Origin of the sequence: Rhodoferax ferrireducens (assembly GCF_003347515.1) — a bacterium.
Classification (GTDB): domain Bacteria; phylum Pseudomonadota; class Gammaproteobacteria; order Burkholderiales; family Burkholderiaceae_C; genus Rhodoferax.
In genome coordinates, this window is the sequence record NZ_QEII01000311.1 from 19,956 (window position 1) to 40,305 (window position 20,350).

Annotated in this window: 23 protein-coding genes; 8 read left to right on the forward strand and 15 right to left on the reverse strand. The window is 63.3% G+C overall.

Features of this window, described 5'->3' with window-relative positions; translation table 11 throughout:
- The first annotated feature begins 51 nt into the window (after nucleotides 1-51).
- Both glpK and proC read left to right on the forward strand, forming a co-directional pair.
- Entirely contained in the window at nucleotides 52-1,542 is a 1,491-nt protein-coding gene (glpK, locus tag C5P05_RS24795) for a glycerol kinase GlpK (RefSeq protein WP_114972535.1), read from the forward strand.
- A gap of 66 nt (nucleotides 1,543-1,608) precedes the next feature.
- Nucleotides 1,609-2,424, forward strand: a complete 816-nt coding sequence (gene proC, locus C5P05_RS24800) for a pyrroline-5-carboxylate reductase (RefSeq protein WP_114972536.1) — start codon at nucleotides 1,609-1,611, stop codon at nucleotides 2,422-2,424.
- A 40-nt stretch (nucleotides 2,425-2,464) separates the two neighbouring features.
- Here the strand turns inward: proC and ubiA are convergent, their stop codons facing one another.
- From ubiA to C5P05_RS24825, 5 genes are read right to left on the reverse strand one after another with little or no spacing between them, the layout of a single operon-like run.
- The gene (gene ubiA / locus C5P05_RS24805; protein WP_114972554.1) at nucleotides 2,465-3,376 is read right to left on the reverse strand and encodes a 4-hydroxybenzoate octaprenyltransferase; all 912 of its coding nucleotides are present in this window, start codon (nucleotides 3,374-3,376) and stop codon (nucleotides 2,465-2,467) included.
- 5 nt (nucleotides 3,377-3,381) lie between these two features.
- Nucleotides 3,382-4,296: a Dyp-type peroxidase gene (locus C5P05_RS24810; RefSeq protein WP_114972537.1), complete on the reverse strand. Its 915-nt coding sequence runs from the start codon at nucleotides 4,294-4,296 to the stop codon at nucleotides 3,382-3,384.
- Nucleotides 4,297-4,312: 16 nt separating this feature from the next.
- Entirely contained in the window at nucleotides 4,313-5,266 is a 954-nt protein-coding gene (locus tag C5P05_RS24815) for a LysR substrate-binding domain-containing protein (protein ID WP_114972538.1), read from the reverse strand.
- Nucleotides 5,267-5,270: 4 nt separating this feature from the next.
- The gene (locus tag C5P05_RS24820) at nucleotides 5,271-6,122 is read right to left on the reverse strand and encodes a DMT family transporter (protein ID WP_114972539.1); all 852 of its coding nucleotides are present in this window, start codon (nucleotides 6,120-6,122) and stop codon (nucleotides 5,271-5,273) included.
- A gap of 31 nt (nucleotides 6,123-6,153) precedes the next feature.
- Nucleotides 6,154-6,456 carry a DUF2007 domain-containing protein gene (locus C5P05_RS24825; protein ID WP_114972540.1) on the reverse strand — a complete coding sequence of 101 codons (303 nt, stop codon included), beginning with the start codon at nucleotides 6,454-6,456 and terminating at the stop codon, nucleotides 6,154-6,156.
- A gap of 99 nt (nucleotides 6,457-6,555) precedes the next feature.
- Between C5P05_RS24825 and C5P05_RS24830 the strand changes: the two genes are divergently transcribed.
- Together C5P05_RS24830 and C5P05_RS24835 are read left to right on the forward strand one after the other, a co-directional pair.
- Nucleotides 6,556-7,311 carry a hypothetical protein gene (locus C5P05_RS24830; RefSeq protein ID WP_114972541.1) on the forward strand — a complete coding sequence of 252 codons (756 nt, stop codon included), beginning with the start codon at nucleotides 6,556-6,558 and terminating at the stop codon, nucleotides 7,309-7,311.
- A gap of 16 nt (nucleotides 7,312-7,327) precedes the next feature.
- Complete coding sequence (locus tag C5P05_RS24835) at nucleotides 7,328-7,624, forward strand: HNH endonuclease (protein ID WP_114972542.1); 297 nt, start codon at nucleotides 7,328-7,330, stop codon at nucleotides 7,622-7,624.
- Here C5P05_RS24835 and recG read toward each other — a convergent pair.
- From recG to C5P05_RS24850, 3 genes are read right to left on the reverse strand one after another with little or no spacing between them, the layout of a single operon-like run.
- Nucleotides 7,581-9,839, reverse strand: a complete 2,259-nt coding sequence (recG, locus tag C5P05_RS24840) for an ATP-dependent DNA helicase RecG (protein WP_114972555.1) — start codon at nucleotides 9,837-9,839, stop codon at nucleotides 7,581-7,583. The two genes, C5P05_RS24835 and recG, sit on opposite strands and share 44 nt — an antisense overlap.
- A 57-nt stretch (nucleotides 9,840-9,896) precedes the next feature.
- On the reverse strand, nucleotides 9,897-10,235 hold the full coding sequence (locus C5P05_RS24845; protein ID WP_114972543.1) for a DUF5615 family PIN-like protein: 339 nt from the start codon (nucleotides 10,233-10,235) through the stop codon (nucleotides 9,897-9,899).
- Nucleotides 10,232-10,450, reverse strand: coding sequence for a DUF433 domain-containing protein (locus C5P05_RS24850; RefSeq protein ID WP_198674857.1), 219 nt, complete (start codon nucleotides 10,448-10,450; stop codon nucleotides 10,232-10,234). Before C5P05_RS24850 ends, C5P05_RS24845 begins: the two co-directional genes overlap by 4 nt.
- A 149-nt stretch (nucleotides 10,451-10,599) precedes the next feature.
- Between C5P05_RS24850 and queA the strand changes: the two genes are divergently transcribed.
- Genes queA through tgt form a run of 3 tightly spaced genes read left to right on the forward strand, consistent with a single transcriptional unit; the run spans nucleotide 10,600 to nucleotide 14,191 of the window.
- Nucleotides 10,600-11,670: a tRNA preQ1(34) S-adenosylmethionine ribosyltransferase-isomerase QueA gene (queA, locus tag C5P05_RS24855; protein WP_114972544.1), complete on the forward strand. Its 1,071-nt coding sequence runs from the start codon at nucleotides 10,600-10,602 to the stop codon at nucleotides 11,668-11,670.
- A 19-nt stretch (nucleotides 11,671-11,689) separates the two neighbouring features.
- Complete coding sequence (locus C5P05_RS24860) at nucleotides 11,690-12,952, forward strand: HD-GYP domain-containing protein (RefSeq protein ID WP_114972545.1); 1,263 nt, start codon at nucleotides 11,690-11,692, stop codon at nucleotides 12,950-12,952.
- Between the two features lie 33 nt (nucleotides 12,953-12,985).
- Nucleotides 12,986-14,191: a tRNA guanosine(34) transglycosylase Tgt gene (gene tgt, locus C5P05_RS24865; RefSeq protein WP_114972546.1), complete on the forward strand. Its 1,206-nt coding sequence runs from the start codon at nucleotides 12,986-12,988 to the stop codon at nucleotides 14,189-14,191.
- Nucleotides 14,192-14,195: 4 nt separating this feature from the next.
- Here tgt and C5P05_RS24870 read toward each other — a convergent pair whose 3' ends face one another.
- From C5P05_RS24870 to C5P05_RS24880, 3 genes are read right to left on the reverse strand one after another with little or no spacing between them, the layout of a single operon-like run.
- On the reverse strand, nucleotides 14,196-15,017 hold the full coding sequence (locus tag C5P05_RS24870; RefSeq protein WP_114972547.1) for a DUF2145 domain-containing protein: 822 nt from the start codon (nucleotides 15,015-15,017) through the stop codon (nucleotides 14,196-14,198).
- A gap of 20 nt (nucleotides 15,018-15,037) precedes the next feature.
- A complete protein-coding gene (locus C5P05_RS24875) occupies nucleotides 15,038-15,496 on the reverse strand; it encodes a hypothetical protein (RefSeq protein WP_114972548.1) in 459 nt (152 codons plus the stop codon).
- A gap of 26 nt (nucleotides 15,497-15,522) precedes the next feature.
- On the reverse strand, nucleotides 15,523-15,969 hold the full coding sequence (locus C5P05_RS24880) for a YiaA/YiaB family inner membrane protein (RefSeq protein ID WP_114972549.1): 447 nt from the start codon (nucleotides 15,967-15,969) through the stop codon (nucleotides 15,523-15,525).
- Between the two features lie 453 nt (nucleotides 15,970-16,422).
- On the opposite strand from C5P05_RS24880, the gene C5P05_RS24885 reads away from it, so the two are divergent.
- On the forward strand, nucleotides 16,423-16,917 hold the full coding sequence (locus C5P05_RS24885) for a GNAT family N-acetyltransferase (protein WP_269813966.1): 495 nt from the start codon (nucleotides 16,423-16,425) through the stop codon (nucleotides 16,915-16,917).
- Nucleotides 16,918-16,998: 81 nt separating this feature from the next.
- On the opposite strand, the gene C5P05_RS24890 is transcribed toward C5P05_RS24885, so the two are convergent.
- The 4 genes from C5P05_RS24890 to C5P05_RS34700 form a co-directional block, all read right to left on the reverse strand.
- Complete coding sequence (locus C5P05_RS24890; protein WP_114972550.1) at nucleotides 16,999-18,087, reverse strand: GTP pyrophosphokinase; 1,089 nt, start codon at nucleotides 18,085-18,087, stop codon at nucleotides 16,999-17,001.
- Nucleotides 18,088-18,223: 136 nt separating this feature from the next.
- Complete coding sequence (locus tag C5P05_RS24895; protein ID WP_232834654.1) at nucleotides 18,224-19,465, reverse strand: type II toxin-antitoxin system HipA family toxin; 1,242 nt, start codon at nucleotides 19,463-19,465, stop codon at nucleotides 18,224-18,226.
- Nucleotides 19,449-19,721, reverse strand: coding sequence for a helix-turn-helix domain-containing protein (locus tag C5P05_RS24900; protein WP_232834655.1), 273 nt, complete (start codon nucleotides 19,719-19,721; stop codon nucleotides 19,449-19,451). Before C5P05_RS24900 ends, C5P05_RS24895 begins: the two co-directional genes overlap by 17 nt.
- Nucleotides 19,722-20,153: 432 nt before the next feature.
- On the reverse strand, nucleotides 20,154-20,350 hold a 197-nt coding region (locus C5P05_RS34700), incomplete at its 5' end, for a hypothetical protein (RefSeq protein ID WP_232834656.1).

Here is a 20,350-nt window from a genome sequence, read left to right on the forward strand (position 1 = left end):
CGCTGGCAGCCGCCCCGGCCGGATTTTTCAACCTTTTTCAAGGCCACGCCCATGACCTACCTGCTTGCCCTGGACCAGGGAACCTCCAGCTCCCGCAGCATTGTTTTTAACGCTGGCGGCCACATCGTAGCCCAGGCCCAGCAAGAGCTGACGCAAATCTACCCGCAACCCGGCTGGGTCGAGCACGACCCGCAGGAAATCTGGCGCACGCAACTGGCGACAGCGCGCGAAGCGCTGCTCAAGGCCGGCATCCAGGCTGCGGATGTGCGCGCCATCGGCATCACCAACCAGCGTGAAACGACGCTGGTCTGGAACCGCGCCACCGGCCTGCCCATCCACCACGCCATCGTCTGGCAGGACCGCCGCGCCGAGCCGACCTGCGCGGACTTGCGCGAGCGCGGGCTGGCCGACATGATCCAGAGCAAAACCGGGCTGCTGGTGGACGCTTATTTTTCCGGCACCAAGCTCAAGTGGATGCTGGACCAGGTGCCCGGCGCCCGGCAGCAGGCGGCCAATGGTGAACTGGCTTTTGGCACGGTCGACAGCTGGCTGATCTGGCGCCTCACGGAAGGCGCGGTTCACGCCACCGACGTCAGCAATGCTTCGCGCACCATGCTGTTCAACGTCCACACCAACCAGTGGGACGCCGAGCTGCTGCAGGCCCTGGACATACCGGCCAGCCTGATGCCCGTCGTCAAGCCCTCCAGCGCGCTGTATGGCGAAGTCAGCCCGGACCTGCTGGGCCATGCCATTCCGATTGGCGGCGTGGCCGGCGACCAGCAAAGCGCCTTGTTTGGCCAGGCCTGCTTCAAGGCCGGCATGGTCAAGAACACCTACGGCACCGGCTGCTTCATGCTGATGCACACCGGCACGAAGTTCCAGACCTCGCACAACGGCCTGATCACCACCAGCGCGGCGCAAGCCACGGCGCAGACCGAATTTGCCATGGAGGGCAGCGTGTTCGTCGGCGGCGCCGTGGTGCAGTGGCTGCGCGACGGCCTGCACGCCATTTCCCACAGCGGCGAGGTGCAGGCCCTGGCCCAAAGCGTGCCCGACTCCGGCGGCGTGATGGTGGTGCCGGCCTTCACCGGACTGGGTGCGCCCTACTGGAAGCCCGACGCCCGCGGCACCATCACCGGCCTGACCCGCGGCAGCACCGTGGCCCACATCGCGCGCGCCGCGCTGGAGAGCATCGCCTACCAGAGCGCCGCCTTGCTGCAGGCCATGAGCCGTGACGCGGTCGAAGCCGGCGGCGCGGCGGTGGCCGAGCTCCGGGTCGACGGCGGCGCCTGCATCAACGATTTGCTGATGCAGTTCCAGGCCGATCTGCTGGGCATTCCGGTGGTGCGTCCGGCGGTGACCGAAACGACGGCGCTCGGCGCAGCCTACCTGGCCGGCCTGGCCACCGGCGTCTACCAGAGCACGGATGAACTCTCCGCGCAGTGGCAATCGGAGCGACGCTTCCTGCCCACGCTCGACACCCCGCGCGCCCAGGAGCTGATGGCGCGCTGGGAGCATGCGGTCAGGCAAACCGTGCTGTGACGACTTTTGATTAGACTTGAGCGCTTCTTGGCCACGCGGTGTGGCGACCCAACTGCGGAGTGATTCATGAGCAAGCGCATTGCATTTATTGGCGGCGGCAACATGGCCAGCGCCATCATCGGCGGCCTGATTGGCCAGGGCTTCACGCCCAGCCATATCGAAGTGGTGGAGCCCTTTGCCGAGGCCCGGGACAAGCTCAAGAGCACCTACCACATCGTGGCCCAGGCCCAGCCCGGCCCGGAGCTGGCGCAGGCCGACATCGTGATTTGGGCGGTCAAGCCGCAAACCTTCAAGGAAGCGGCTGCGCAAGTGCGGCCACACACGCCCAATGCCTTGCATCTGAGCGTTGCCGCCGGCATTCGCAGCGACAGCATTGCGGGCTGGCTGGGCAGCGAACGCGTGGTGCGCGCCATGCCCAACACGCCGGCCCTGATCGGCAAAGGCATCAGCGCCCTGTTCGCCCGACCCGCAGTCACGGCCCATGACAAGGAATGGATCACGAAAGTATTGGCCCCCACCGGCGAGCTGCTCTGGCTGGCGGCGGAAGACCAGTTGGACGCCGTCACCGCCCTGTCCGGCTCCGGCCCGGCCTATATGTTTTATTTCATGGAGGCCATGACCGCGGCCGGTGCCGAGATGGGCCTGCCGCGCGAGCAGGCTTACCAGCTGGCGGTGGCGACCTTCATTGGCGCCGGTGAGCTGGCGCGCCGCTCCGGCGAGCCGCCTGAGATCCTGCGCCAGCGCGTCACATCCAAGGGCGGCACCACTTATGCCGCCATCTCGTCCATGGAGCATGACGACATCAAGGCCCAGTTCGTCCGCGCCATGCACGCCGCAGGCCAGCGGGCCAAAGAACTGGGCGATGAATTCGGCGGCGCCTGAACCTCAATAAGCGGCAGCTTGCGGTATCCGCGCCGCTGCTTCACTTCAGCGCGTAGCTCGCCGCAATACCGGCAAACAAGGTGAAGCCGATCCAGTGGTTCAGGCGAAATGCCTTGAAACAACCCTCGCGCGAGCGGTTGCGGATCAGCGTGTAGTGCCACGCCACCTGGCCCAGTATCAACACAATTGCTATATAAAACAGAGCACCTTGCGCATAGTCCACGAGGGCTACAGCCCAAATAGATGTAAATAAAAGGTAACAAAGCAGGATCACCGGCACATCCAGCCGCCCCAGGGTGATGGCCGAGGTTTTCATGCCGATGGCCAGGTCGTCATCCCGATCGACCATGGCGTACTCGGTGTCATAGGCCAGCACCCAGAACAGATTGCCTAGCACCAGGGCCCAAGCCAGCAGCGGCACGCTGGCTGGTCCGGCGAACAGGCTTGATGATTCGCCACCCTGTACCGCCGTGAAAGCCATCGGAATGCCAAAACTGAAAGCCACGCCCAACACCGCCTGCGGCATGGAGACAAAGCGCTTGGCATAGGGGTAGATGAGCGTGATGAGCAGCGCCGCGAAGGACCAGCCGATGGTGGCGGCGTTGGTGGTGAGCACCAGCGCAAACGCCAGCAGTGCCAGCACCGCGCCCAGGCCCAGCGCCTCTTTGACCGACACCGCGCCGGTGGTCACCGGGCGAGCCGCCGTGCGTTTGACGTGGCGGTCAAACTCGCGGTCGGCCACGTCGTTGATGCAACAGCCGGCGCTGCGCATCAGAATGGTGCCCAGCGTGAACACCGTCAGCAAGTGCCAGCCGGGGAAACCGTTGGCGGCCACCCACAGCGCGCTCAGGGTCGGCCACAGCAGCAGCAGCCAGCCGGCCGGGCGATCCCAGCGGATCAGGCTCCGGTACAGGGCCGCCTTGTGGCGCAGCCCACCCACGGTCGTCGGCATCGCAATCACAGATCGAGCAGGCGCAGGTCCAGGCGCCCTTCGCGCAGCGGCGGGCACCAGAAAAACGCGCCGTTGACCGGCTTGGAGATACGAAACAGCGCGTCGGTGATGCCATCCTCCTGCCCCGCCATGCGGCGCATTTGCGCCTCGAACGCGTCAAAGGACTTGCCAAAGGCCACAAACATCAGCCCGGCCTGTTTGCCCTGCGCCCAGGGCATGGAGCGGCGCAGCACAAAGGCTGCCGGTTCGAAGTCTTCTTGCGCCGTGCGCTTGACGTGGGCCGACGGCGGCGCGTCGTCCAGCTCTTCGTTGTCGCTGCGGCGCCGACCGATCGTGTTGTCCTGCTCGCGCGTGGCCATCGCGTCGAAGGCGTCAAAGTCATGCAGCCACTGCTGCAGCGCCATGAAGCTGGAGCCCACCAGGCCCGGCGCGCCCTCCTGTACCAGGGCGGCCACTTGCGCCGCTTCGCCGGCCGGATTTTCCGTGCCATCTTCATAGCCGGTCAAATCCTGGCCATGGCCGGTCGGGCCTTGCCCATGGCGAAAGGCCTCCACCAGACGCTCCAGCCGCAAGGCCGGCGCCAGCGCTTTTTCAAGCCGACGCCTCAGATGGAAGAGTTCACCGTGGTCGCTGCCGCGCAGCCAGCAGCACAGGGCGATGGGCGTGCTGGGCACCTGCACGCCGTGGCCCGACATCGCCTCGAAAGGATGCAAACCGGGCACCTGCGCACCCAATGCTTCGACCAGTTCCGACCCCAGACCGACCAGCACTTGCGTGCCATCGGCGAGCTCGACCAGCCGCTTCAGGCTGTCGCGCAAGGCCTGCGCGGGTTCCTGCTCTGGCACCGGCGTAATGGAAAAAAACAGGTAGCGCCCGACCAGCGGGACCGGCGCCAGGATGGCAGCTTGGGAAAGACTCACGTAGCGAACTCCTCGATCAGGACAAACGATGGACGCCCGGCAACTCGCAGGCGTAGATGGCATTGCGCAGCGCCGCAATCGCCTCGTAACGGGTAAAACTGCGGCGCCAGACCAGCACCACACGGCGCGTCGGCGGGTCGCCGGCGAAGGGCAGGTATTTCACGAAAGCATCTTCATCGCGCTTGCGCCGGGGCTTGGGTGCCAGGGCTTCCTTGGGCACGCTCAGGCGCGGCACCAGGGTGACGCCCATGCCAGCGGCCACCATGTGCTTGATGGTTTCCAGCGACGAGCCTTCAAAACTCTTGCGAATACCCTCGGCATTGCTGGTAAAGCGGGAGAACTCCGGGCACACCTCCAGCACATGGTCGCGGAAACAGTGGCCGCTGCCCAGCAGCAGCATGGTCTCGCGCTTGAGTTCCTCGGTGGTCACCGTATCCTGCGCCGCCAGCGGGTGATGGCTGGGCACCACCGCCAGAAAGGGCTCGTCGTACAAGGGCGCGACCGCCAGCCCGGCATCCGGGAAGGGCTCGGCCAGAATGGCGCAGTCGATTTCCCCGGTGCGCAGCATCTCCAGCAGCTTGACGGTGAAGTTCTCCTGCAGCATGAGCGGCATTTGCGGCGTGTGCGTGATCATCTGGCGCACCAGATCGGGCAGCAGATAGGGGCCGATGGTGTAGATCACGCCCAGCGTGAGCGCGCCGGCCAGCGGGTCCTTGCCGCGCTTGGCGATTTCCTTGATATTGGCCGCCTGCTCCAGCACCGATTGCGCCTGGCGGACGATTTCTTCGCCCAGCGGGGTCACGGACACCTCGTTGGCGCTGCGCTCGAAGAGCTTGACGTCGAGCTCCTCTTCCAGCTTCTTGACCGCCACCGACAAGGTGGGCTGCGACACATAGCAGGCGTCGGCGGCCTTGCCGAAATGCCGCTCCCGGGCCACGGCAACAATGTATTTGAGTTCAGTCAGCGTCATGGCGCTATTGTCCTACCTGCGGCTTCTTTTCCAGAATAACCAGCGCGATGCCGCCCAGAATGGCCATCGACGCCAGCACCATGCGCCAGCTCAGGGGCTCACCCAGAAAGGCAATGCCGCCCAAGGCGGCGATCACCGGCACGCTGAGCTGCACGGTCGCGGCCTGGGTCGCTTTCAGGGCGGGCAGCGCCTGGTACCAGATGGCATAACCGAGGCCGGACGCCAGCGCGCCCGACACCACGGCGTAGCCGATACCGGCCCGGTCCAGCGCAACCGGGTTCAGCATGAGCAGGCTCAGGACGGCCGTGATCGGGACGGCGCGCAGGAAATTGCCCGCCGTTACCCCAGTGGGATCGCTCACCCCCTTGCCACGCAAGGAATAAACACCCCAGGCCACGCCGGCGCCCAGCATCAGGAGGGCGCTGGGCAGCGGCGGAGCCGCCAGACCCGGCAGCATCAGACCCACCAGCCCGCCCAGGGCGAGCACGAAACCGAGCAGCTGCCATCTCAGCAAACGCTCGCCCCGCCAGACCCCATAGGCGATCATCGTGGCCTGAACCGCGCCGAACAGCAGCAGCGCGCCAGTGGCCGCCGACAGGCTGACATAGGCAAAAGAAAAGCCAGCGGCATAGGTAAACAAAGCCAGCGCCGAGGGCCAGTTGCCTCCACCGGCGGACGGGCCGCGACGGCAACGCACCACCAGCGCCAGCATGATCGCGCCGGACAGCAGTCGAATCGTGGTGAAGCTGGCGGCGTCGATGCTGGTGTGTTTCAGCGCCATCCGGCACAGCAGCGAATTGCCGGCGAAGGCCAGCATCGCCAGCGCGGTCAGAAGCATGATGCGGACCTTGGACATGGGGACTTGGCCAGGGGATGGGTTGAAGCGCTCAGGGCGGCATCAGCGCGCCACAGTTCCAGCACTGCTCGAAGCCGCCTTCCACCAGTTCACCGCAGGTACAGAGCCAGCGGTGCTGCGGCACATGCTGCAGGTCATGCAGCAGGGTCCGCGCCCGCGCCTCCTGCATCGGGTGCTCAATCCAGACCTCGGGCAGGCACTGGTCCGGTGGCAGCTGGCCCGCCACGCCGGCCAGGTACTGGCGCTGCACGCTGGCGCTGATGCCCTCCACGGCGAGCGCATCGGCCCACAGCGTGGCGATCGCCAGATTCGGGGCTTGGGTCAGGCGCAGCATGGTGGCTCAAGCATAAGCTGATTTGTAACTTCGAGGCGGGAAACGTGCGGCCGAGGTCTTCTAGAATGGCCCCCCTGCCATTACCTTGCCTGCCGCCCCATGAACATCACGGTCAACGAAGAACTGCTTGCCTACATCGATCCGCTGACCCCCGACGAACACGAGGCACTGGAACGCAGCCTGCTCAGCGAGGGCTGCCGCGACGCCTTGGTGCTGTGGGGCGAGGTGCTGGTGGACGGGCACAACCGCTACGGCATTTGCAGCAAGCACGGCATCCCCTTCCAGACCGTGCAGAACACCCGCTTCACCTCCCTCGACGAGGTCCACCTGTGGATGATCGAGCAGCACCTGGGACGGCGCAGCGTGTCGGACTTCCAGCGCGGCGTGCTGGCCTTGCGCAGGAAGGACATCCTGGCCGCGCGCATGCCGGCCCCGCCTGCCGAGGCTGCGGCCGAGCCCGCCCCATCGACGCCAACGCCCGCCGCGCCCGAACCCATGAGCAGCCGCGAGGCCCTCGCCAAGGCGGCGCGCATCAGCAGCAACACCATCAGCCAGATTGAAAAGATCCAGAAATCGGCCACGCCCGAGTTGGTGGCGGCGGTGAAGTCGGGCACGATTTCCATCAATACAGCGGCCACCGTCGCCTCGCTGCCGGTCGAAGCGCAAGTGGCGGCGGCAGCCGGCGGCAAGAAAGAACTGCAGCAAGCCGCGCGTCAGGTGCGCGAAAACCGGGCCGTGGCTCGCACCGAGCCTGAAACCCCCGAAGGCGTGATTGCCCGGCTACGCCAAACCATCACCGAGCTCAGCGCCGAGAATGCGGCACTCAAAGCGCAGCTGGCGGCGCTCACGCCGTGATCAGGCGCGCGCCGCCATGAGCAAACTCTCCCTCTCCCGCGACAAGATCTACAAGACGGTGGCGCGCCAACTGCACGGCCTGGTGCCCTGCTGGGTCTGCGGCGAACATGTGCTGCCCGCCGCCGCCACGCTGGAACACATCCGGCCGCTGAGCGAGGGCGGCAACAGCCACCTGGAGAACCTGGCCATCAGCCACGACCTCTGCAACAACCAGCGCCATGCCAAGGGGCCGGTCACGGCCTCCACGCTGGTGCCGGGTCGCGTACAGGCTAAGCCTTCAGATACTCCGCCTTCCCGCCCAGCCAACGCATAACGTGCTGCGCGGCCAGCGCGGGATGCTGGTCCAGCATCACCGGGGCCAGGCGGCGCGCCCAGGCCAGCAGCGCGGTGTCGGTCGCCAGATCGGCAAAACGCAGCATCGCCGCGCCCGATTGGCGCGCGCCCAGAAATTCGCCAGGGCCGCGAATCTCCAGATCGCGCCGGGCGATCTCGAAACCGTCGTTGGTCTCGGCCATGGCCTTCAGGCGGGCGCGCGCGACTTCGCCTAGGCGGGGCGCGTCGCCGGTGGAATACAGCAGTACGCAGGCCGAGGCCGCCGCGCCGCGCCCGACCCGGCCGCGCAACTGATGCAACTGGCTCAGGCCAAAGCGCTCGGCATGCTCGATCACCATCAGCGAAGCGTTGGGCACATCGACCCCGACCTCAATCACCGTGGTGCTGACCAATACACCCATGCGGCCGCGGGTGAACAAGGCCATCACCGCCTTCTTCTCGGCCACCGGCATGCGCGAGTGCAAGAGCCCGACCAGCACCGGCGCGCCATTCGGCGCCAGATCGTTCTGCAAAGCGGCGCTCAGCTGCGCGTGCGTCTCGGTGGCGTTGCGCAGGTCCAGCGCTTCGCTTTCCTCAATCAGCGGGCAGACCCAGTAAACCTGCCGTCCTTCCGCCAGCTGGGCGCGGATGCGCTCGATTACCTCCTCACGCCGCGCATCGTTCACCACCTTGGTGATGATGGGCGTGCGCCCCGGCGGTAATTCGTCGATGGTGGAGACATCCAGATCGGCGTAATAACTCATGGCCAGCGTGCGCGGAATCGGGGTCGCCGTCATCATCAGCAGATGCGGTTCGAGCGGGGCCGCAGGGACGCCCTGGATGGCCGCGCTGCGCTCACCATGACGCGTCGATTCCAGGGGCTCGGAATTTTCTATTTGTTTCGTGAGCTTGCTGCGCAGCGCCAGCCGTTGCGCCACGCCGAAACGATGCTGCTCGTCGATGATGGCCAGCGCCAGGTTTTTGAACACCACCTTGGCCTGGATGATGGCGTGCGTACCCACTACCAAGCCGGCCTCGCCACTCTCGATCAGCGCCAGCATCTCGCGCCGCTCTTTGGTTTTCTGGCTACCGGTGAGCCAAGCGGTCTTGATGCCCAGCGGCTCCAGCCAGCTCACCAGCTTGCCAAAATGCTGGGTCGCCAGGATTTCGGTCGGGGCCATCAGCGCGCACTGCCAGCCGGCCTCGATGCAGATGGCCGCCGCCAGCGCCGCCACCACGGTCTTGCCGGAACCGACATCGCCCTGCAGCAGGCGGTGCATGGGCACCGGACGCGCCAGGTCGTGCGCGATCTCCGCGCTGACGCGGCGCTGCGCGGCGGTGAGCTGAAACGGCAGCGCCGCGAGCAGTTGTTCGTGCAGCGGCAGACGGTGCGCGGGCGAGGGGTCCAGACCTTCGACCGGGTCAGGATCAGCGCTCAAGTCGTCGTCGGGCCGGATCAATGACGCTGGGCCACTGGGCACCAGCGCCGGCGCGCGCAAGAGCGCGCGCTCGCGCTTGGCCTGCAGCTGCGACAACTGCTGCGCCAGCAACTCCTCGGCCTTGAGCCGCTGCCAGGCCGGATGGCTGTGGTCTTCCAGCGTGGCCAGCAGGACGTCCGGCGTGGGGTGATGCAAAAACGATAGCGCCTCCCGCATATTCCACGAGGGCTGCAGGCCAATTTCTCTTAAATATTCGGCGGGAATCGTGTCTACCAACTCAGCCCGCGCCAAGCCGCCCTGCACGGCCCGGCGCAGGTAGGTCTGCGGCAAACCGGCCACTGTCGGGTAAATAGGCGTGAGCGCGGCCGGCAGCTCGCCACCGGCCGGCTGGTAGGCCGGGTGCATCATCGTGAACCCCATGAAACCACCGCGGATTTCGCCGCGCGCCCGAATCCGGCTGCCCACCGCCAGCGCTTTTTGCATCGACGGATAAAAACTGAAAAAGCGCAGCAAGCAGGTGTCGGAGCCATCGTCCAGCGTCACCAGCAGCTGACGATGACCCGAGATCTTCACCTCGCAGGCAGTGACCACGCCCTCGACCTGCGCCACCTCGCCCTCGCGCACATCGGCCAGCCGGGCAATGCGGGTTTCATCCTCGTAGCGCAGCGGCAGGTGCAGCGCCAGGTCGATCGCCCGCACCAGACCCAGCTTGCGCAGGGCTTTTTGCGGGCCACTCAGGGGCTTGGGCTTGGCCGTTTCAGGGGGGGCGTCGGTCATGCGCTTGATTTTGCCCGCTTCAGCGGACCTTTCTGGCAAGTGCCGCTGGCAAAGCGCTTACCCGGGAATGATTTCCACAGATGCCAGATCGTTGCTCACGAGCGCCTCTGTGATGGCGTCCCTGTTCTCAATCAGGACCTTCAATGTGGCCGCCTGGGACTGATTCAAGGTCTTGAGGCGAATGACCTTCGGGGGCTGGCCCCAAACCAGGGACAACTCCTGGAAATCTGCGTCACGGGTGACGATCACGTAACCATCGTCTTTGGCTTTTTGCCACACTTCTTTGTCTGACGCCGACTCCATGCCAAGCAAAACCACCTGGTTGCTACCGGGATAGTCATGTTGCAAAAACGGCACCAATCGCCGCGAACGATTCTCATCAAGCAACAGCTTCATTGCGCTCTGAGCGAGACAACTTGATGTTCTCTGTCGGCGGCATAGGCCAGCACGGAAAGAATGTCCTCGGCAGTAAGCTCCGGAAAATCGTCTTGTATTTCCTGTTGCGACATCCCGCTCGACAACATGGAAAGCACGTCGTAAACCGTAATGCGCAACCCACGTATGCAAGGTCTGCCACCCCGTTTTCCAGGCTCCAGCGTAATTCTGTTCATATCAAACTCCAAATTGATGCGCTGCGAAAATTGATTGTGCCTTACCTGACGCCTCATCGGTTTCGGGCTGCGACAATCCCCAGCTTCTACCAACTTGGCACGGGTTTGTCCGACCCTCAAGCACTATGACCACTTCTTTACCCGGCGCCATGCGCCCCTTCACCCTCAGCGACTTCGACTTCGAACTGCCCGAAGCACTCATCGCCCAGCACCCCGCCCCCGAGCGCAGCGGCTCGCGCCTGCTCGATGGCACCGGCGCGACGCCGGCAGACCGCATTTTTCGCGAGCTGCCGACCCTGCTGCGCCAGGACGATCTGGTCGTATTCAACGACACCAAGGTCATCAACGCCCGCCTGTTCGGTGAAAAGCCGACCGGCGGCAAGCTGGAGCTGCTGATTGAGCGGGTGCTCGGCGGCAACCAGGTGGCGGCGCACATGCGGGTGAGCAAAAAACCCGAAGTCGGTACCACCGTGGCCCTGGTCGGCGCGCCCGGCACGCACGACAACCTGCGCGCCACGCTCTTGGGCCGCTGGCCCGACGCGGAGGGCGCCATGTTCCGCTTTGTGCTCTCCAACGACGCGGGCGACGACCCCCACACTTTGATGGCACTTCACGGCCATGTGCCGCTGCCACCCTACATCACCCACGCCGACTCCACCGAGGACGCGGCGCGCTACCAGACCGTGTTTGCCAAAAACCCCGGCGCCGTCGCTGCCCCCACCGCCGCGCTACATTTTGACGAGGCCTTGCTGGCAGCCATCGACGCCACGGGGGCACAGCGCGCCCACGTCACGCTGCATGTAGGCGCGGGCACCTTCCAGCCGGTCAAAACCGAGAACCTGGCCGAGCACCAGATGCACAGCGAGTGGTACGACGTGCCTTTGTCCACGCAGCAGGCGATTGCCGACTGCCGCGCGCGCGGCGGCCGCATCGTCGCCGTCGGCACCACCACCGTGCGCACGCTGGAGTCCTGGGCGCAGACCGGCCAGGCCTCGGGCGACACGCGCATCTTCATCACGCCAGGCTTTGAATTCAAACTCATTGACCTGTTGGTGACCAACTTTCACCTGCCCAAATCGAGCCTGATGATGCTGGTCAGCGCCTTTGCCGGCTATGAGCACATCATGGATTTGTACCGTCACGCCATTGCGGCGGAATACCGGTTTTTCAGCTATGGCGACGCGATGTTGCTGGCGCGCCAGTCCCGGATTGCCAGCTGACATCTGAGGCACCGAGACCGTGAACACCTTCCAAAAGCGCACCGCCATTCGCATCGCGGCTGTGAGCCTGCTGCTGGCCTCACTGGCCAGCCCGGTGGCCTGGTTCGTCGCACGCGAAAGTGCCGAGGAAAGCGTCGTTTCGCTGGCCATCGAAGAATCCGGGCGGCTGCTGCACCACTTCGACGCCATCAATCTCGCCGGCCCGGAGGCCGCGGCACATGCAGCCATGGCGGCGAAAACCATTTCTGGCGGCATGTTTGACATTGCCGAGATCTACGACCAGCAAGGCCGCAAGCTGGCCGAATCGCTGACCCCGGAAGGCGCCGCGGTGGAGGCGTCATTGCCGAAACATGGCGCGCCGGGCTACAGCACCGAGTCGTACGAAAGCCTGCGCCTGCCGGGCGATGCCTGGGCCTTGCGGGTGTTTGTGCCCCTGCGCGATTCAGCCACCGACATGCGCCTGCCCATTACCGGCTATTTCGAGGGCGTGCGCGTGGTCCCGGCCTGGCAGAAGGACCAGATTTTTGCCAGCTCCCTGACCGTGGCCTGGATGGTCTGCCTGGCGTCCCTGCTCTGCGGCGCCGCGCTTTACCCGGTGGTGGTGCATCTGTCGGCCGACAACGAACGCAAGGCGCGCGAGGTGCTCGACTCGCATATTTCCATGATGGAAGCGCTGGGGCGCGCCATTGCCAAGCGCGACTCCGATACCGGCGCCCACAATTACCGCGTGGCCTGGATTGCCGCCAGCATTGCCGAGCAGATGGGGGTCACGGGCAGCGCGATGCAGGCGCTGATTGCCGGCAGTTTTCTGCATGACGTGGGCAAGATCGGCATCCCCGATGCCATTCTGCTCAAGCCCGGCAAGCTCGACGAGGCCGAGTTCGACATCATGCGCACCCACGTCGCCCAGGGCGAAGAAATCGTCACCGGCATGGGCTGGCTTGATGGCGCCAACGCCGTGGTCGCCGCCCATCACGAAAAATGGAACGGCGCCGGCTACCCGCGCCGGCTCGTGGCCGAGGCGATCCCGCTGGCGGCGCGGATTTTCGCCGTGGCCGATGTGTTTGACGCCCTGTGCTCCAAGCGCCCTTACAAGGAACCGATGGGCTTTGAGGCCGCCATGGCGATTCTGGAGAAAGACACCGGCAGCCATTTCGATCCCGCCGTCATGGCGGTGTTTCGCCCGATGGCGCGCAAGACCTTCGACCGCCTCGCCCACATTGGCGAAAACGATGCGCGCCAACTGCTGGAAGACCGGGTGCGCCACCATTTTGAGATCTGAAGCCAGGTGCGGGCATGAAAGACAATAGCGCCCATGCTGAAATTTGACCTTCTCACAACCGACGCGGCGCAAGACGCCTACCCAGGCACCCACGCCCGCCGTGGCCGCCTCACCCTCAACCATGGCGTGGTCGAAACCCCCATCTTCATGCCGGTCGGCACCTACGGCACCGTCAAAGGCGTGATGCCGCGCAGCCTGGAAGAAATGGGCGCGCAAATCATCCTCGGTAATACCTTCCATCTGTGGATGCGCCCCGGGCTGGACGTGATGGCGCAGTTTGGCGGCCTGCACAAGTTCGAGAAGTGGGACAAACCGATCCTGACCGACTCGGGCGGCTTTCAGGTCTGGAGCCTGGGTGAAATGCGCAAGATCACGGAAGAAGGCGTCAAGTTCTCCTCGCCCGTGAACGGCGACAAGCTGTTCTTGACGCCCGAGATTTCGATGCAAATCCAGACCGTGCTCAACAGCGACATCGTCATGCAATTTGACGAATGCACGCCCTATATTTCGGTCGAGCCCAAGACCAAAGGCCAGCTCACCACCGAGGCGGAGGCGCGTTATTCCATGGAACTCAGCCTGCGCTGGGCCAAGCGCTGCCAGGCCGAATTCACCAAGCTGGAGAACCCCAACGCCTTGTTCGGCATCGTGCAGGGCGGCATGTTCGAGCACCTGCGGCAGGAGTCGCTGGAACAACTGGTGGCCATGGACTTCCCCGGTTACGCCGTCGGCGGCGTGAGCGTGGGCGAGCCCAAGGACGAGATGCTGCGCATCATGGCGCACACGCCGCACCAGCTGCCCGCACACAAGCCGCGCTACCTGATGGGCGTGGGCACGCCGGAAGACCTGGTGGAAGGCGTGGCGCAAGGCGTAGACATGTTCGACTGCGTCATGCCCACGCGCAACGCGCGCAACGGCACCTTGTTCACGCGCTTTGGCGACCTCAAAATCCGCAACGCCCGCCACAAAATGGACGAGCAACCGCTGGACCCCAGCTGCACCTGCCACGCCTGCGCCGGCGCATCGGGCGTTGCGTATGCCGACGGGGGCCGCGACGGCTTCTCCCGCGCCTATCAGCACCACCTGGACCGCTGCGGCGAAATGCTCGGCCCCATGCTGGCCAGCATCCACAACCTGCACTACTACCTGAACCTGATGCGCGAAGTGCGCGAGGCGCTGGACGCCGGCAGCTTCGGCCAGTTCCGGGCGCAATTCAAGGTGGAGCGGGCGCGCGGGATTTGACGAATCAGGGCGCCAGCGCCACCGGCGCCTGACCTAGGCCCGCACGCGGCATCCACGCAAACACCGAGTCCACCGTCACGGTCTCGATCCGGTCGGCAAAACGCTTCTCGTTGGGGTGGTCGTCAAACGCCACATTGGCGGCCGAGACGCGCGCACCCAGCCGGGTCACGGCACCAATCTTCAACACTGAGGGCTGGTAGCCTTGGCCCTGCAGCCAGGCTTGGGCCTGCGCCCGCGTGGCCCGCTTCGCCGTCATCTCGGGGGCCATGGCCAGCGCCAGGGTCTCAATCGCCCACTGGTTGGACTGCTGGTATTTCAGGCCCCAGGCGTAACTCACCATGCTGTAGGGCTTGTGGTGCAGGCTGATGGCACGCGGCTCGTCCTGCAGCAAGGCCAGCAGCCGGCGCTGCACGTCCGGGGTGGGCACGACCCAGGCGGCCTCGAAACGCCACAGGTCGTCCAGAAAAAACTCGCCCAGACCCTGGCGGTAAATCGCCGACTCGGCCGTGCCGCACTGGTTGAGCTTGTGCAGCACGCGCCACACATGGCCGCCGTGGCCATCGCTTTGCTGATACGCCAGACCCAGATGCGAATAGCGCAGGCCATATTTGCCGAGGTCCTGACCGGCGCGCGCCAGCAGCACCACCTGCGCGCCGCTGTTGTCCAGGGCCTTGAGCGTGCGTTCTGCCAGCTTCAGGCCGCGTTCCACTGTTTCCGCGCGGGGCGGCTGCGGTGCCGCGCACGAGCGGCCGGCGTGGGCCAGCGGGCTGAGCAACACAGCCCCGGCCAGCACGGCCACGGCACAGAAATGCTTGAAGTAATTCATGGTTCAGTCCTGTGCGGCGTTCAGTACGTGACACGCTCGTTGTGCAACAGGGCACGGCCCAGCGCATTGGGGATGAAGGCAATCACCTCGCCCGCCACCGACAGCACCACCCCGGCACCGATGACGCTGACCGTCGCCACGGTGCCCGCCACCACCGAAGCCCCGGCCACGCCCTTGCCCAGCACCTCGACGCTGACAGCCGCCCCGTCCGAGGCCCGCTCCAGCACATAGACGGTTCCCCGCGCCGACACCTCTACCGCCTTGACCACCAGCACCGCCCCGGCCGTGGAGAGCGCCACCGGCACGACCAGCACCGCGCCTGCCACCGCACTGGCGCCCACCACCACCGAGGCCAGTGGCATCGCCGACACCGCACTCAAAGCCGAGGCCTCGCTCTGTGCTTGTGCATTAAATGAGGCTGTAGCCCCCGTCATAGCAGCGCAAGCAGCTATTAAATAAGTAGCAAATTTGTTTTTCATGATCAGTTCCTGGAAAAGTTATTCGTTTATTCGGATGCCGCATCCCGCAGGTCGGCTTCATGCCGATCGCGCAGCGTCTTGGCCAGCGTGAAAGTGCAGCTGATCAAATACAGCCAGCTCACACCCAAGAAAGCTTTGTAGGTGTCGTTCACTTCCATGCGCATCAGGCCCCAGCCGGTCAGGGCCATGGCCAGAAAGAAGCCACCCCACACCACGACCCGGAACATCGGCGTGTCGGCGACACGGCCGTCGCCCTGCGCTCTCTCGTTGTCACGCACAAACTTGGCCAGCACAAAGGCGGCCGACAGGCAGAAGAAATAGCCCATCACCATGAAGGTGCGGTCCAGGTCCTTGCCCGGCAAATAGGCCAGGCCCACGCCGCACAAAAATACCGCCAGGGCAAACGACACCCAGACCTGAAGGGTCCAGGCTTTGGAGTCGCGGTGAATCAGAACTGGGGTTGGGGTTTGCATGGTTTTCCTTGAGGGTTGTTGAACAAGGCCTCAAGTGTTGGCGATGCGGCGTTGAAAAGGCTTGGATATCAATTCAAGTCTGATTAATTTCGATGATGGGTATCGTTTTAAGATACTTTTCCATGTTGCTCCTTGCATTGCATGGCTGCAATTGGCAGGGTTGGCGAACTTGGGGGCGCTGGTTTGGTTGGGCAAGCCGGCGTATCTGATGGGGGACTCAGGACATGAGCGCATCGCAAACTGGGTATTCGAATGTTCGCAAAATTTGTGGACGAAGACCTGCTGCAAAATATGTGTTCTTGCATCAGTGTCTGTCGGAGGAAGTCGTATGAAAAACCAAATTTGGCGTGGTTTTCGGGGCGGTTGCCACGTTCGGGAGATAGAGTGCTGTCGCCTGATATTGCAGCTGGGCCTGTTGTTGTGAACCCTGTTCGGCTCACTCCACCGAACGCCGTGGAATATAGAGCTCTCATGTTGGAAGCCTATGAGCGGCACCCCGACGCCTTTACATCGAGCGTTGGTGAGCGAGCCTCTCTGCCGTTGGCTTGGTGGAAGCAACGGCTTTCGGAGGCAGGTGAACCGGATGAGATTGTCTTTGGGTGCCTTGTCGAAGGAGAACTCGCCGGAGCGGTAGGCCTTTCATTTGAAAACCGTGAGAAAACACGCCATAAGGCCTCGTTATTTGGTATGTATGTCCCCACCCGTTTTCGAAAAATGGGCCTGGGCGGCAAGTTACTGAAACACGCACTCTCTTACGCAAGTTCCAGGTCCAACGTCATGCTGGTTCAGCTCACGGTCACTCACGGGAATCGTGCCGCTGTGGCTCTTTACGAGCGGAACGGCTTTATTCAGTTTGGTTTGGAACCCTATGCTGTCGCAGTCGGAACGGACTTCATTTCCAAGTTACACATGTGGCGTAAGTTCGAACGCAATATCTGTCCGTCATAAGGTTCACTCGAACTTTGACCGTCAGCAATTGGTCCGGTGCAGGTGCAGCGGTCATCGAAGCCGACGCCACTTCGCCGACGGTCAGGCCTCAGCGCACTTTTCGATGGGCGTGTTCTGTGCCAGCCAGGCATCGAAGGCCTCTTGCGCTGTCTTTCGCAAAGCGCGGTTGAAGACCGCTTTGTCGCCCAGGTAGAGGCAATGGCGGATCACCGTGTACGGGTTGAAATTGAGGTTCTCGTTGCGCTCTTCAAAGAACTGCTTATAGCGCTTCACCACCCCGATCTTTTGCCGCACGATTGAATTGAACTCAGTGCGCGTGATGTCCGGCGACCAATCCTTGATACTTTCCACAAAGGTGTCGACCTTGTAGGGCTCGAAGGTGAAATCCTTGAAAAAGTGATTCGCAATCTTGAGGAAGGTGAATGCATTCAGCTCACCTTTGACATAGCCCTCCTGCGCCAGCACCGGCGTCTCAATGGGGGAGTCTTGCAAGGCGGTTTCATCGGGCGCGGACTGCAAACCGGCCTCAGTCTCATCGCGGATCTGGCGAAATTCACGATCGGCCAGTTCGAAGAGCGCAGACAGCACGTTGATGCGGCGCTTTAGCGACCCTGGGATGGACTTCTTGTATTTGATCTTGTGGTCCAGCACGCTCCAGGAGTCCTGGATGATCGTGCGCACCTGCAACTCGAACTGCCTCACCGGCAAGATCGTGTCGACCGCAATACCCACATCGGCCGTGCTGAAGGCCAAGTCCATGTGAAGGCCCTTGTAGCCGAAAAAGTCGTCGGTCTGCTCTACCTTGGCGATCTTGTCGGTGATCTCGATGACGCCGAAGCTGGGTCGTACCAGATCCGCGACTTGCCTGATTTCATCTTCGTACAGGCAAACGATCCGAATGCCGAGCAGATCGGTGATGTGGTCTTTGATGGCAAAGAGCTGGTTCTGCTCTTCCAGCGCGTTGCGGTACTTGCCGGAAAACTTCCGGATGCACTCATCGCGGTCCTTGACTCGACCTTCAATCTTCGATATCTGCAGCCCCGGGTGGCCATAAAGCAGGCCCGCGATTTTCAGTTGCAGGCCGTCACAGAGGGTCTTCAGCAAAGACGCATGGGCAGCATGGAAGGCTTTGAATTCCAACTCTTCATATTCGAAATCAAGTGATGCCATGGTCTGAAGTCGAAGTTAAATGACGTGAAAAAGGGGGCGGAAATTCCAAAAGATTCTGCCATACGCATCAACACCGCGCACCCCGCCCGAGACGCGCGCGCCCAGCCGGGTCCCGAGCAACCTATGCAAGCGGTATTTAAGCGCCACGGGCGATCTCTTTGGCCAGAACCAGACCCGGCTCCCACGCAGCGCTCATCTGAGCGTGCAACTGCTTCGAGATGCGGTGGTCGGTGCGGCACTGGGAGAGCGACTGCGTCAAGCCTTGGGCGATGCGTTCGATCACCGCGCGGGGATTGGAGACCCCGCAGACCCGCCGCCCGAAGTCCAGCAAGTCCCCAGGAGAGGGGTAGATCTTTGATCCCCTGGAACCCGCAAAGAGCTTGAGAGCCATCGTGTGATCCTCCAACTCAGTGCCACCATCGTAGCGCTGGTACTTGTAGATCGAGGTGCTCACCACATCAAACATGGGGGCCAAGCGGACATCATCGACGCCGCTGTAAAGAACCCCGAAGTTCTTGAGGTGACCGTCCCCGTTGCGCACCATCGCCGTGAAAGCAACCTGCTCGAAGAAGCGCGCCAGTTCAGCGTCCGGCAGGTTGATCAACTTCAAGGCGGTCACGATGCGCTCGTAGCTGCCGTGATACTTTCGATCTGAAAACGTGTCGCGCACCCGCTGCCCCATGAGCGAGGCCGCATCCTCAAACCCCAGGCGCGAGCCATCGGGCGCAAGGTCGAAACGCTCGATCACCAGCAGCGAACCATCCTCGGAAAGGTCGAACGGCGCCACCTTGATCCCCGCCTCGCGGGCAGCGCTCAGACACAGGAACTCGTTGGCAGACAGGCCGGGATAGCGTTCAGCCGCCATCTTCACGATCAGCGTGGGCACCGGCACCGTGGCCCGGTCAGGCACCATGATCTTGGGCTGGATGCCCGAGATGCCCGCGCCAGTGGACAGGTACGCGCGCATCAGGCCCTGAAAAAGGACCGGGCCGTTGCCGCTGGACAGCAGGTCGGCCTTGTTGACCACCGAAGAGAATGTGGGGCTCGGCGCATCCGGGAGCCGGTAGCCCAGCCGCCCGATGCCGTTGTTGCCCATGAGGGCGAGCAGGTGCATCGGGGTAATGGTCTGCTTGGGGAAGAATTCGCGAATCTGCTGGAACAGGTAACCCTCGGGCAGGTTCATGTCCATGGCCGGGAACAGGGCTCCGCCGCCGTCAAAGTGCAGGATGCTCGCAGGCATGAGCAGAGACACGCCGGGCTGGCCCGGATCGTCGCGGCTGTAGTCGAAAGTGAAGGTCGATGCGTGCGCAAGCCGCCCGCTGTGCGAACCGTTCACATCCACATCGAGCAGGCGGATTCGTTCAGGCAGCATCGTCATCGGCCTCGTCTGCGAACCGGCGCTGCATTTCCTCAAGGGTCGGCATGCCCGCCTTCTGCAGGCTCAGGCAAAGGCCCATGGCGCGCAGGATGTTGAATAGGGAGGCCACCGTCACATCGTCCCCGCGCTCAAGCTTGTGGAGCACGGTTCGACTGCGCCCGGCCTTTGCAGAGATGGCAACCGCCGAGAGCTTGTTGTCCTCCCGGTACTTGGCGATGGCCTTACCGAGGTCAGCAGGGAGTCTTAATTTGTTCATGATGATAGACATTATGGCTATATATTTTAATTACGTCCATGATCGTGAACATTTTATACTTAAACCTGATGCGCTAAGTGCGCGCGGCGCTGGATGTCGACACCGTTGGCCAATTTAGGGTCAGTTCAAGACGGAGCGGGAGGCGCGGGGCCTTCAGCGGCGAGGCCTGGCGGCAGACATCAGCTTTCCGGTCGGATCGTCAACATTGCAGCGTAAAAAGTCGCTCACGACAGGCTGCTTGTCGGCAGCTCAGTTCGGCTCCATTCAACAGTCAGTCGTAACCGCTGACAACAAGGTTGGTCGTCGTTCCAGACGATAGCGCTCTGGCAAGTTGGCCATTGCTGCAGTTGGCAGACCAACCCCGATGCATCGGTAAGGCATTCGTTTCCAGACCTAAGTTAAACGCCAGCTCATGAACCGTGGCAGATCGCATCACTTCGCCAAGTGAAGCTTGCCAATCATGTGATGGGTCATTCCAGACAGTCGTCGTAAATGTGTTTTGCAGCACCAGACAGCGCACCCGGTCTGAGTGCTGAACAAAATACGGCAGGCCATGGTCAAAAGCACGTTTTTTCCTTTATTTTCAATGACTTGCAAATATTTCCAGGCGCTGGCGCAGCATCTGGCAC

Excerpts from the sequence above, each read along its gene's own strand:
- glpK (WP_114972535.1), top strand. The coding sequence starts at position 52 with ATGACCTACCTGCTTGCCCTGGACCAGGGAACCTCCAGCTCCCGCAGC.
- proC (WP_114972536.1), top strand. The coding sequence starts at position 1,609 with ATGAGCAAGCGCATTGCATTTATTGGCGGCGGCAACATGGCCAGCGCC.
- ubiA (WP_114972554.1), bottom strand. The coding sequence starts at position 3,376 with ATGCCGACGACCGTGGGTGGGCTGCGCCACAAGGCGGCCCTGTACCGG.
- C5P05_RS24815 (WP_114972538.1), bottom strand. The coding sequence starts at position 5,266 with ATGACGCTGACTGAACTCAAATACATTGTTGCCGTGGCCCGGGAGCGG.
- C5P05_RS24820 (WP_114972539.1), bottom strand. The coding sequence starts at position 6,122 with ATGTCCAAGGTCCGCATCATGCTTCTGACCGCGCTGGCGATGCTGGCC.
- C5P05_RS24825 (WP_114972540.1), bottom strand. The coding sequence starts at position 6,456 with ATGCTGCGCCTGACCCAAGCCCCGAATCTGGCGATCGCCACGCTGTGG.
- C5P05_RS24830 (WP_114972541.1), top strand. The coding sequence starts at position 6,556 with ATGAACATCACGGTCAACGAAGAACTGCTTGCCTACATCGATCCGCTG.
- C5P05_RS24835 (WP_114972542.1), top strand. The coding sequence starts at position 7,328 with ATGAGCAAACTCTCCCTCTCCCGCGACAAGATCTACAAGACGGTGGCG.
- recG (WP_114972555.1), bottom strand. The coding sequence starts at position 9,839 with ATGACCGACGCCCCCCCTGAAACGGCCAAGCCCAAGCCCCTGAGTGGC.
- C5P05_RS24845 (WP_114972543.1), bottom strand. The coding sequence starts at position 10,235 with ATGAAGCTGTTGCTTGATGAGAATCGTTCGCGGCGATTGGTGCCGTTT.
- C5P05_RS24850 (WP_198674857.1), bottom strand. The coding sequence starts at position 10,450 with ATGAACAGAATTACGCTGGAGCCTGGAAAACGGGGTGGCAGACCTTGC.
- queA (WP_114972544.1), top strand. The coding sequence starts at position 10,600 with ATGCGCCCCTTCACCCTCAGCGACTTCGACTTCGAACTGCCCGAAGCA.
- tgt (WP_114972546.1), top strand. The coding sequence starts at position 12,986 with ATGCTGAAATTTGACCTTCTCACAACCGACGCGGCGCAAGACGCCTAC.
- C5P05_RS24870 (WP_114972547.1), bottom strand. The coding sequence starts at position 15,017 with ATGAATTACTTCAAGCATTTCTGTGCCGTGGCCGTGCTGGCCGGGGCT.
- C5P05_RS24875 (WP_114972548.1), bottom strand. The coding sequence starts at position 15,496 with ATGAAAAACAAATTTGCTACTTATTTAATAGCTGCTTGCGCTGCTATG.
- C5P05_RS24880 (WP_114972549.1), bottom strand. The coding sequence starts at position 15,969 with ATGCAAACCCCAACCCCAGTTCTGATTCACCGCGACTCCAAAGCCTGG.
- C5P05_RS24890 (WP_114972550.1), bottom strand. The coding sequence starts at position 18,087 with ATGGCATCACTTGATTTCGAATATGAAGAGTTGGAATTCAAAGCCTTC.
- C5P05_RS24895 (WP_232834654.1), bottom strand. The coding sequence starts at position 19,465 with ATGACGATGCTGCCTGAACGAATCCGCCTGCTCGATGTGGATGTGAAC.
- C5P05_RS24900 (WP_232834655.1), bottom strand. The coding sequence starts at position 19,721 with ATGAACAAATTAAGACTCCCTGCTGACCTCGGTAAGGCCATCGCCAAG.